The sequence below is a fragment of the Peribacillus sp. P4_C12 genome (genome assembly GCF_056402095.1).
Genome location: NZ_JBFUIB010001139.1, coordinates 1 through 618, shown reverse-complemented (window position 1 = coordinate 618; position 618 = coordinate 1). Strand labels below are relative to the sequence as shown.

1 protein-coding gene is annotated in these 618 nt (G+C 32.4%); it reads right to left on the bottom strand.

Annotated features, from left to right (window positions below; all coding sequences use genetic code 11):
* Positions 1 to 618 (bottom strand): hypothetical protein (locus AC1DUW_RS31805; RefSeq protein WP_477644576.1); only part of this gene is annotated, 618 nt, incomplete at both ends.

Below are 618 nucleotides of genomic sequence, written 5' to 3'. Positions count from 1 at the left end.
ATCTACGTCAAAGATGTATTCCCTATATTTGGTCCCGTAATTTGTATTACCTAATTTATCAATTCCAAAAGAGATGTTGGAAGCGTGTATTTTATCTCCCAAAGCATCAATAAAATAAATATATCCATGACTATCAATATCATCTCCTGTCCATTTAGTTTGAATGTGAAGACGATTATCAATAAAACCTAAATTAGATATATGCATAAACTCTATTTTTGGAAGGTAAAGCTCAGTTTCGTCTGGCTTTAAAACCTGTACTGTTCCCTGTTCCTTTAATTCTCCAAAAATCTCCCCACCGCCACCTGGAATATTATTCATATCCAATGATATTGTTTGGGGCGTATTGTTTTTTACCTCCATAAGATTAGCATTAACCTCGACTTCTTCAAATGTTTGTTTATGACTTAGGAAAGAACCAATATGAAATCTTATTTTTTTATTGTTAAGGCTCTCGCCTCCATTGGCTTGAATTCGTAATGTAGCAGTATTTGTGGTTTCATCATAATCTACAATTTGGCTATTGAACATATGACCTTCAGTCAATGAGTAATCATAAATATCAAGAGTTTTATCTATTCTATTTCCTGTCAAATCTTGTATTGTAACATAAATGAC